Origin of the sequence: Arthrobacter sp. TB 26, from assembly GCF_000427315.1 — a bacterium.
Taxonomy (GTDB): Bacteria; Actinomycetota; Actinomycetes; order Actinomycetales; family Micrococcaceae; genus Arthrobacter.
Genome location: NZ_AUPJ01000122.1, coordinates 1 through 10,021, shown reverse-complemented (window position 1 = coordinate 10,021; position 10,021 = coordinate 1). Strand labels below are relative to the sequence as shown.

At 66.7% G+C, this 10,021-nt stretch carries 8 protein-coding genes and 1 pseudogene; 2 read left to right on the top strand and 7 right to left on the bottom strand.

All coding sequences use genetic code 11. The annotated features are described in order from the left end of the window. The 6 genes from K789_RS0103820 to mnmA all read right to left on the bottom strand — a co-directional run. On the bottom strand, nucleotides 1–225 hold a 225-nt coding region (locus K789_RS0103820), incomplete at its 3' end, for a chorismate mutase (RefSeq protein WP_024365601.1). A 185-nt stretch (nucleotides 226–410) separates the two neighbouring features. Continuing rightward, entirely contained in the window at nucleotides 411–2,114 is a 1,704-nt protein-coding gene (locus tag K789_RS0103815; RefSeq protein WP_024365600.1) for an ABC transporter ATP-binding protein, read from the bottom strand. Further along, nucleotides 2,111–3,136, bottom strand: a complete 1,026-nt coding sequence (locus tag K789_RS0103810) for an ABC transporter permease (protein WP_024365599.1) — start codon at nucleotides 3,134–3,136, stop codon at nucleotides 2,111–2,113. Before K789_RS0103810 ends, K789_RS0103815 begins: the two co-directional genes overlap by 4 nt. Nucleotide 3,137: 1 nt before the next feature. Further along, a complete protein-coding gene (locus tag K789_RS0103805) occupies nucleotides 3,138–4,229 on the bottom strand; it encodes an ABC transporter permease (protein ID WP_024365598.1) in 1,092 nt (363 codons plus the stop codon). A 130-nt stretch (nucleotides 4,230–4,359) separates the two neighbouring features. Next, the gene (locus K789_RS0103800; protein ID WP_024365597.1) at nucleotides 4,360–5,994 is read right to left on the bottom strand and encodes an ABC transporter substrate-binding protein; all 1,635 of its coding nucleotides are present in this window, start codon (nucleotides 5,992–5,994) and stop codon (nucleotides 4,360–4,362) included. 327 nt (nucleotides 5,995–6,321) lie between these two features. Continuing rightward, complete coding sequence (mnmA, locus tag K789_RS0103795; protein WP_024365596.1) at nucleotides 6,322–7,482, bottom strand: tRNA 2-thiouridine(34) synthase MnmA; 1,161 nt, start codon at nucleotides 7,480–7,482, stop codon at nucleotides 6,322–6,324. 119 nt (nucleotides 7,483–7,601) lie between these two features. Between mnmA and K789_RS26020 the strand changes: the two are divergent. After that, nucleotides 7,602–8,261: pseudogene (locus tag K789_RS26020) on the top strand (FAD-dependent oxidoreductase); the annotation flags it as partial. A gap of 77 nt (nucleotides 8,262–8,338) precedes the next feature. Beyond that, entirely contained in the window at nucleotides 8,339–8,950 is a 612-nt protein-coding gene (locus K789_RS26015; RefSeq protein ID WP_237739510.1) for an FAD-dependent oxidoreductase, read from the top strand. Nucleotides 8,951–8,962: 12 nt separating this feature from the next. Here K789_RS26015 and K789_RS0103785 read toward each other — a convergent pair. Then, the coding region (locus K789_RS0103785) for a cysteine desulfurase family protein (RefSeq protein ID WP_024365595.1) at nucleotides 8,963–10,021 on the bottom strand (1,059 nt) is incomplete at its 5' end.

Sequence of the window (10,021 nt, the reverse complement as noted above, 5' to 3'; positions counted from 1 at the left end):
GGGGTCGCCGGCGGGGAGCTTGTGGGTGGCCTTCAGGAATCCGACCTTCTGGGTGGCCTTGAACCGCTCGGCGAGAAGGTAGACGAGGGTGGCATCGATGTTGTCGATGCTGGAGCGGATCGACAACAGCTCCGCCATCACCGCGGGATCCACCTGACCGGCCAGTGAGCTGGCCCCGGGGTCATAGGAATCGGCATCGGGATGAGTCTGGTTCTGCTCGGTCATTGACCCAGTCTAGGGGCACCGGCGCTAATCACTTCTGCTGTTAAGCGCCGGGCGTCCGTCCTGAACCGCGGGTATTTCCGTGCGTTTTCCGTGCGTGCACCCGTTTTCCGTGAGTGCACCAAGGGACATGCCCTCCGCTCGCTGAGAACGGCGGGCATGTCCCTTGGTGCGGCTGCCGGAACCGCTTAGCCGTGCAACACGGCGCGGAATTCCTCCCGGCGTCTGGCCTGCTCGTCCGGATCCGGAACCGGCAGGGAGGCAATCAACTTCTTGGTATACGCGTGCTGCGGATTACCCATCACCTGGTTCCCGAGCCCCTGCTCCACCATTTTGCCCTTGTAGAGCACACCCACCCAGTGGGACAGGATGTCCACCACGGCGAGGTCGTGGCTGATGAACAGGGCGGCAAAGCCGAATTCGGCCTGGATCTCCTTGAACAATTCCAGAACCACGGCCTGGACCGACACGTCCAGTGCGGACGTCGGCTCGTCGGCGATGAGCAGCTTCGGGTTCAGGATGAGCGCCCGCGCGAGGGAGGCACGCTGCCGTTGTCCGCCGGAGAGCTCATGCGGGAACCGGTCGGCGTAGGCGGCCGGCAGCTGCACGGCTTCGAGCAGCTCCCGGGTCCGTTGCCTGGCCTGGGCCGGGGTCGGTTTGGTGTGGATGATCAGGGGTTCGGCAATACAGTCCCCGATCGTCAGCTGGGGGTTGAAGGACGCCGCAGGGTCCTGGAACACAAACCCGATCTCCTTGCGCAGCGGCTTGAACGTGCGCTCCTTCAGGTTGAGCATTTCGTAGCCCAGCACCTTCAGGCTGCCGCCGGTGGTCCGGTTCAGGCCGGCGATGGCCCGTCCGATCGTCGTTTTGCCCGAGCCGGACTCCCCCACGAGGCCGAAGACCTCGCCCTCGGAGAGGGTGAAGTTGACCCCGTCCACGGCTTTGAAAGCGGGGCTTCCCAGCCGTCCGGGGTACTCGATGGTCAGGTTCTTGGCCTCGACGAGCACCTTGCCGCCCTGGTGCGCCCGTTGGGTCATCCCTTCGGAGGCGGAGTTCCTGCCCAGGTGCGGGACGGCGGCCAGGAGCTTTTTGGTGTAGTCCTGCTTCGGCTCGGCGAAGAGCACGCGCGAGGCCGCCTCCTCGACGACGTCGCCCTGGTACATCACGACGACGCGGTCGGCCAGGTCGGCCACCACACCCATGTTGTGCGTGATCAGCACGATCGAGGTTCCGTACTGGTCCCGAAGGTCGCGCAGGAGTTCGAGGATTTCCGCCTGCACGGTAACGTCCAGCGCGGTGGTCGGCTCGTCCGCCACGATGAGCCCCGGGTTCAGGGCCAGGGCGGCGGCGATGACCACACGCTGCTTTTGCCCGCCGGAGAACTGGTGCGGGTAGTAGTTGACCCGTGTTTCCGGGTCCGGGATGCCCACCTTGCGGAGCGCCTCAATCGCGCGGGTCTTGGCTTCCTTGGCGCTGACCCGTCCCGCTCCCCCGTGGCGGGCGTGCGAGCGGATGCCTTCGGCAATCTGCCAGCCAACCGTGAAGACGGGGTTAAGGGCGGTGGACGGTTCCTGGAAGACCATGGCGACGTCCCGGCCGCGGATCTCCCGCAGCTTCGCCGGGCTGACGCTGATCACGTTGTTGCCGTTGATCAGCACCGTGCCGGAGCTGATGGCGGTCTCGGGCAGCAGGCCCAGGATGGTCTTGGCAGTGACGGTCTTGCCGGAGCCCGACTCGCCCACGATCGCGACGACCTCACCAGGGTTGACCTCGAGGCTGACGTCCTTGACGGCGTACACGTCGCCGGCATCGGTGGCGAAGGTGACCTTGAGGTGGTCGATGTCGAGGACCGGGCCGGCGCCCGTGCCGTGTTTGTCGATGTTGATGGTCATGAACTTCTCACTTCTGCTTCGAGTGCAGCCTGGGCACCGGGAGTGGAATCCGGGCCGCCCTTGCCGGACACAGCCTTCTTGCGGCCCCGCAGGCGGGGGTCGTTGAGGTCGTTGATGCTCTCGCCGACGAGCGTCAGTCCAAGGACGGTGAGCACTATCGCGAGGCCCGGGTAAACGCCCGTCCACCAGATCCCGGACGTGGTGTCCGCCAGGGCCTTGTTGAGGTCGAAGCCCCACTCGGCGGCAGAGGTCGGCTCAATGCCGAACCCCAGGAAGCCCAGGCCGGCCAGGGTCAGGATGGCCTCGGAGGCGTTGAGGGTGAAGATCAGGGGCAGCGTGCGGGTGGCGTTCTTGAAGACGTGGAGGCGCATGATGCGGATGTTGGAGGCGCCCACCACCTTGGCTGATTCCACGAACGGTTCCGCCTTGAGCCGGATGGTCTCGGCCCGGATGACGCGGAAGTACTGCGGGATGAAGACGACGGTGATGGAGATCGCCGCCGCGAGGATGCCGCCCCAGAGGCTGGACCTGCCGCCGCTGATGGCGATCGCCATCACGATGGCCACGAGCAGCGGCGGGAAGGCGTAGATGGCGTCGGCGATCACCACGAGGGTCCGGTCCAGCCAGCCGCCGATGTAGCCGCTGACCAGGCCCAGGATCACGCCGATGAAGATCGACATGATCACAGCCACGATGATGACCAGGACGGCGGTCTGCGCCCCCCAGACAACGCGGGAGAAGACGTCGTAGCCGCCGACGGTGGTTCCCATGAGGTGCTTACCGCCGGGCGCTTCCTGCGCCGGGAAGCCGCCGTCGGCGTCGGAAATCTGGGAGAAGCCGAAGGGCGCGATCAGGGGCGCAAAAATCGCGGTCAACAGGAAGACCGCAGTGAGGACAAGACCCGCCACGAGCATTCCGCGCTGCAGGCCGACGCTCTTGTTGAAGTGCGAGATGACCGGCAGGCGCCGGAACCACGGTCCACGGGGATCCTTGACGGGTTCAGTAACGGCAGTGGTGCTCATATCAGTACCTCACGCGAGGGTCGATCAGCGCGGCGACAATGTCCACGAAGAAGTTGGTCACAGCCACGATCACTGCGAGGAGGACCACGATGCCCTGGACGGCCACGAAGTCGCGGGCCGTCAGGTAGGTCGCGAGCTGGAAGCCCAGGCCCTTCCATTCGAACGTGGTCTCGGTCAGTACCGCGCCGCCAAGCAGCACAGCGATCTGCAGTCCCATCACCGTGATGATGGGGATGAGGGCCGGCTTGTAGGCGTGCTTGGTGACAAGGCGGTATTCGCTCACACCGCGCGAGCGGCCGGCCTCGACGTAGTCCTTGCCGAGCGTCCCGATCACATTGGTCCGGACCAGGCGCAGGAAGATGCCGGCGGTCAGCAGTCCGAGGGCCAGTGCGGGCAGGACCGCATGCGCCATGACGTCAGCCAGCGCGGCCGTATTGCCGCTGCGGATGGCGTCCAGCCAGTAGATGCCCGTCGGTGACTCGAGCGAGGTCAGGGCGAGTTCGTTGGCGGGCGTGGCGCGTCCGGCGACCGGGAGCCAGCCCAGCCAGACGGAGAAGGTCAGCTTGAAGAGGAGCCCGGAGAAGAAGACCGGGGTGGCGTAGCAGAGGATCGCGAAGACGCGCAGAGCGGCGTCCGGGCCCTTGTCACGCCGGTGCGCGGCGATCAGGCCCAGCGGGATCCCCACGGCCAGGGCGACCAGAAGGGCGTTGATGGTCAGTTCCAGGGTGGCCGCGCCATAAGTGGCGAGCATCTCCGACACCGGGCGGTTGTCCGACAGCGTTGTGCCGAAGTTGCCGGTGATGAGCTGGGCCAAATACTCGAAGTACTGCACAAAGATGGGCCGGTCGTAGCCGGCGGCCGTGATCCGTTCCTGGAGCTGTTCCGGCGGAAGCCGGCCGCCCAGGGCAGCGGTAATGGGGTCCCCGGTGGTGCGCATCAGGAAAAACACCATGGTGACCAGGATGAGGATCGTCGGGAAGATCAGGAAAAACCTGATCAGGATGTATCGGCCCAGTCCCCCACCGGACGTTTTCTTCTTTATCGGCAGAAGGCCTTCGCCGTCGGTCGGCGGTGCCTCGATAAGTGTTGTCATTGGTACCTAAATGTGTGTTCCGGGGGCCTCGTGAGCTCCGGAATCGGTTGTCCTGTCTCAGCACCAAGGCGGGACGCCGTGTGGGGCGCCCCGCCTCGTTGGCTGGTCAGAACCGGATGGGGGTTGGGACCTACTTGGAAATGACACCAAGGCGGGTCTTGAAGGAAGCATCCAGGGTCTTGTCGACACCCTTGACGTCCTTGCCGGCGACCATCAGCTGGGCGCCCTGCAACAGCGGCAGCGTGGACAGGTCCTTGGCGACGGCCGTCTGGGCCTCACCGAGGACCTTTGCGCGCTCTGCCTTGTCGACGGTGGTCAGCTGCTTGCTGATCAGGTCCGTGACGGCGGGGTTCTCGTAGTGGTTCTTCAGGAAGTTGCCCGGGACGAAGAACGGCGTGAGGTAGTTGTCGGCGTCGGAGTAGTCCGGGAACCAGCCAAGCTGGTAGACCGGGTAGGCGTCGGCCGTGCGGTCCTTGGAGTAGGTGACCCACTCGGTGGACTGCAGTTCAACCTTGAACAGGCCCGACTTCTCCAGCTGCTCCTTGATCATGGCGTATTCGTCGCCTGAGGACTTGCCGTAGTGGTCCGGGTTGTACTGGAGCTTGATGGTGACCGGAGCGGTGACGCCCGCGTCGGCGAAGGCCTTCTTGGCCTTGTCGAGGCTGGGCTTGCCGCTGCCGTCGCCGTACATTTCCTTGAGCGGCTGGATGGCGCCGACGAAGCCGTCCGGAACGACCGAGTAGGCCGGCAGGTACGTGCCCTTGTAGACCTGGCTGGCGATCGCGTCGCGGTCGACGACGTTTGCCATCGCCTGCCGGACGGCAAGTGCCTTCGCGGGATCGGCGTCGGCAGCCTTGGCGCCGAACGGCATGGTGTCGAAGTTGAACACGATGTAGCGAAGCTCGCCACCCGGGCCCTTGTAGACCTTGACCTTGGAATCCTTTTCGAGGTCCGCGGCGTCGGTGGCCGTCAGGCTGCGCCCGGCGACGTCGATGTTACCCTGCTGGACGTCCAGCTTGAGGTTGTTGGAATCGGCGTAGTACTTGATCGTGGCGCCGCCGTTGGCCGGCTTGCCGAGCAGGCCCTGGTAGTCCGGGTTGACCTTGAGGCCAACGAGCTCGTTCTTCTTGTAGCTCTCGATCGTGTAGGGACCGGCAAACGGCTTGCCCTTGACGATTTCGTCGTCGGTCATCAGCTTGTCCGCCGGGAAGACCTCTTCGTCGATGATCGGGCCCGCGTTGGCGGCGAGGACGCCCGGGAAGACCTGGTCGTTGCCGGCCTTGAGCGTGAAGACCACGGTGGAGTCGTCCTTGACGGCGACCGAATCGAGGTTACCGAGCAGCGAGGCGGGACCGTTGTCGTCGGCGATCTTGACAACGCGGTCGATCGAGAACTTCACGTCGGAGGACGTCAGGGCGTGGCCGTTGGCGAACTTCAGGCCGGGCTTGAGCTTGACGGTGTACTCCGTGGGGCTCGTGAAGGAAGCAGACTCGGCAATGTCGGGAGTGGAGTCCGCGGTGCCCGGCTTCGAGTTGAGCAGGAACGGGTAGATCTGGTTCATCACCATGAAGGAGCCGGCGTCGTAGGAGCCTGCCGGGTCGAGGGTGACGACCTTGTCGGTGGTGCCGTACGTAATGGCGCCTCCACCGGCCGCGCTGCCGGACGCCGTTCCGCCGCCGGAGGGGCCGGTGCAGGCGGTCAGTGCGAAGGCGGATACCCCTGCGAGCGCGATGGCGCTCTGCAGGGCCTTTTTGTTCATTGCCATCTGTGAACTTTCTGTTCGATGAGTACTAGCGCACTGCCCGGAACTGATGTTGGTCATGACTCGGGGGCAGAACACTGTCCTGATGCCTTGATTCAACCAGACGACCAACAGGTGAATCGTTACATCTTGTGAGATGAGACACAAAATTTACACGAAGCGGCAGAACTCATCATTATCTTCAGGAAGGCGGCCTGAAATCCGGCAGGGTCCCGGACGCCCCACGCACTACAGGGCCGCGGGCCCGGCAGTGGCGAAGCAACGAAAAAACCGCACACCAGGGTGTGCGGTTTTACGGCGCGGTGGGGTCCCCGCAGGAATCCTGGCCGGCTAGAGGGCTGTCCGCTGCAGCGAACGGGCTGCGTCGATCGTGGCCTGCCCCAGTACGCGGCTGCCCTGGTAGAGCACCACGGTCTGGCCGGGGGCCACGCCGCGCAGCGGCTCCGTCAATGTCACCATGAGGTTCCCGCGGCCGACGGCGGCACCGTCCCCTGCGGCGTCGTCCCCCGTGCCGGGGCGCTCCATGCGCGCCGTGGCGGGCACGGGGTCGCCGTGGGCGCGGACCTGGGCGTAGCACTCGAATTCTTCGCCGGTGTTCACTTCGGCGATCGGCAGCCCGGCCCAGGAGACCTTGATGCCGCGGATCTCGTCAATGGCCAGGAGCGCTTCCGGCCCAACAACCACCTTGTTCTCCTTCGGCCGGATCTCCAGCACGAAGCGCGGCTTGCCATCAGCGGCCGGGGTGCCCAGTTTCAGTCCCCGGCGCTGGCCGACCGTAAACGCGTTGGCGCCGGGATGCTCGCCGACCTTGGCGCCGGACTCGTCCACAATGTCGCCGGTGGTCATCTCGATCTTCTCCGCCAGCCAGCCGGCGGTGTCGCCGTCCGGGATGAAGCAGATGTCATGGCTGTCGGGCTTGTTGGCCACGGAGAGCCCGCGGCGTTCCGCTTCGGCGCGGACCTCGGCCTTGGACGGCGTGTCAGCGAGCGGGAACATGGAGTGCTTGAGCTGCTCGTGGGTGAGTACGCCGAGAACGTAGCTCTGGTCCTTGGCCCAGTCCGCGGCGCGGTGCAGCTCCGGGTTGCCCTCGGCGTCGTTGATCACCTTGGCGTAGTGGCCGGTGCAGACGGCGTCGAATCCCAGCGCGATCGCCTTCTCCAGCAGCGCGGCGAACTTGATCCGTTCGTTGCAGCGCATGCAGGGGTTGGGAGTGCGTCCCGCGGCGTATTCGTCGATGAAGTCCTGGACCACGTCCTCCTTGAAGCGCTCCGAGAAGTCCCAGACGTAGTAAGGGATTCCGAGCACGTCGCACGCCCGCCAGGCATCGCGGGAGTCCTCGATGGTGCAGCAGCCGCGGCTGCCGGTGCGCAGGGTTCCCGGCATCCGGGACAGCGCGAGGTGGACGCCGACGACGTCGTGCCCCGCCTCGACGGCACGGGCTGCGGCAACGGCGGAATCGACGCCGCCGCTCATGGCTGCAAGAACTCGCATACTGACTTTCGTTGGGGTTGGGGGTTTGTTGCCGGTACTGGCTGGACTTGGAAATATCACAGGGCCTGCCGCACCAGTCTATCGCCACGCCGAATCCCCTCCCAAAAAGGCCTTGACCCATGGCCCCCGCACTTCTAAAGTCAGAACTAATAGTTTTAGAGTCGTCCCCCCGACCCGCGCCTTCGGTGCTGCCGGCGGGCGCAGGAATCGAGCGCATCATGGCCCCCGGAAATATCGTGATCGTGGGCGGCGGCCTCGCCGGCGCCACCGCAGCCAGGACCCTCCGCGCGGAAGGCTACGGCGGGCCGGTGATCCTGCTGGCCGGGGAACGGCACCACCCCTACGTGCGCCCGCCGCTGTCCAAGGAGTACCTGCTTGCCAAAGCCGGCGACGACGCCCTGCCCGTCGTTCCGGCTGACTGGTACGCGGACAACGCGGTCGAACTCCGGCTGGGCACTCCCGTGACGGGGATTGATCCGGCCGCCCGGACGGTGGCTTTCGGGGACGGGCGGACGCTGGACTTTGCCGCGCTGCTGCTGGCCACGGGCGCGCGTCCCCGGCGCCTGCCTTTGCCCGGCAGTGACCTGGAGGGAGTCAGCACGTTCCGCACGGTGGACGACTGCCGAAGCCTGCGCGCCGGCCTTGCCGGGGGCGGCCGGAACGTCGTGATGGTCGGCTCGGGCTGGATCGGGATGGAGCTGGCCGCAGCGGCGAGCGCCTACGGAAACTCCGTCACCCTGCTGGGGCTCGAGCAGGTGCCACTGGGAGCGGCGATCGGGCGCGAGCTGGGCGGCTTCTTCCGATCGCTGCACGAGGCGAACGGCGTCGGGTTCCGGCTGCCCGNCCCGCCTCGGCCGTGGGCATCACCGGGCAGTCGGGCCGGGTCACCGGCGTGGTCACGGACGCCGGGGAGGTCCTGCCCGCGGATCTCGTGGTCATCGCCGTGGGGGTGGTCCCCGAGGTGTCGCTGGCCGAGGCTGCGGGCATCGCCCTGCGCAACGGCATCCTCACAGACGCCTCGCTGCGCACCTCCGCACCCGGAATCTTCGCGGCCGGGGACGCCGCCAATGCCCTGCATCCGTTCACCGGCGAGCACCAACGCAGCGAGCACTGGGCCAACGCCCTCAACGGCGGCAAGGTCGCGGCCAGGGCGATGCTCGGCCTGGCCGCCGTGATGGACGCAGTCCCCTATTTCTACACCGACCAGTTCGACGTCAGCATGGAGTATTCGGGGTTCCCGGCACTGGCCGCGGGAGCGCCCACCATCCGCGGCTCGCTCGAGGGCAAGGAGTTCCTGGCTTTCTGGCAGCGCGACGGCCGGGTGGTGGCGGGCATGAGTGTGAACTGGCCGCGCGCGGGCAGGCCGCAAAAGTTCATCAAGCAGCTCATCTCGGCGCGAACCGCAGTGAGCCCCCTTGAACTCGCCGATCCGGACATCCCGCTGGACCGGCTGATGCCGGCCACGTAGCCCGGCCGGGGCCTAGCTTGTGCCGCCGGCCGAGTGGCGGGCGACGGTTCCGGCCGTCTGGATGCTGGACTCGTGCCCGGCCATACCGGCCTGGCGCGCGCGGGTGTAGGCGCCGGGCAGGGCAGCCAGCAGCGCATCGACGTCGGCCTCAGTGGAGGTGTGCCCCAGGCTGAACCGCTGGGCGCCCCGGGCCGTGTCCTCATCGAGCCCCATCGCCAGCAGCACGTGCGACGGCCGGGGAACTCCCGCCGTGCAGGCCGAACCGGTGGAGGATTCCACTCCGGCCAGATCCAGCAGGAAAAGCAGCGAATCGCCTTCGCAGCCGGGGAAGGTGAAGTGGGCATTGCCCGGGAGCCGTCCGGCGCCGGGAGCCCCGCGGAGCACGGCGTCGGGCACTGCCGCCAGGACGCCGTCGATCAGCCGGTCCCGGAGCGCCGCGAGGCGCGCCGCTTCGACCGGGAGATTTGCGGTGACGGTTTCGGCTGCCGCGGCGAAGGCAGCGATGGAGGCGGTGTCGAGCGTTCCGGAGCGGACGTCCCGTTCCTGTCCCCCGCCGTGCTGGACCGGGGTCAGTTTCACGGCGCGGCCCAGCATCAGGGCCCCGACCCCGACCGGGCCGCCGATCTTGTGCCCGGAGATCGACATGGCGTCGAGTCCACTGGCCCGGAAATCCACCGGCACCGAGCCGAACGCCTGGACGGCATCAGAGTGGACCGGAACCCCGGCCCGGTGCGCCAGCTGGACGATCTTCGCAATGGGCTGGATGCTGCCGACTTCGTTGTTCGCCCACATCACCGTGGCCAGCGCGATCGACGCCGGGTCCCGGGAGAGCTCTGCCTCCAGCACGGCCAGGTCGACGACGCCGTCCGCATCCACGGGCAGCCAGGTCACCTCAGCGCCCTCATGCCGTTCGAGCCATTCGACGGTGTCCAGCACGGCGTGGTGTTCGACGGCGGAGCACAGGATCCGGGTGCGGGCCGGGTTTTCAGCGTGCCGGGCCCAGTAGAGGCCCTTGACGGCGAGGTTGTCGGCTTCGGTGCCGCCTGAGGTGAAGATGACTTCCGAAGGGTG

Coding starts and splice junctions, on each gene's coding strand:
- K789_RS0103800 (WP_024365597.1), bottom strand. CDS start 5,994: ATGGCAATGAACAAAAAGGCCCTGCAGAGCGCCATCGCGCTCGCAGGG.
- K789_RS0103815 (WP_024365600.1), bottom strand. CDS start 2,114: ATGACCATCAACATCGACAAACACGGCACGGGCGCCGGCCCGGTCCTC.
- mnmA (WP_024365596.1), bottom strand. CDS start 7,482: ATGCGAGTTCTTGCAGCCATGAGCGGCGGCGTCGATTCCGCCGTTGCC.
- K789_RS0103810 (WP_024365599.1), bottom strand. CDS start 3,136: ATGAGCACCACTGCCGTTACTGAACCCGTCAAGGATCCCCGTGGACCG.
- K789_RS0103805 (WP_024365598.1), bottom strand. CDS start 4,229: ATGACAACACTTATCGAGGCACCGCCGACCGACGGCGAAGGCCTTCTG.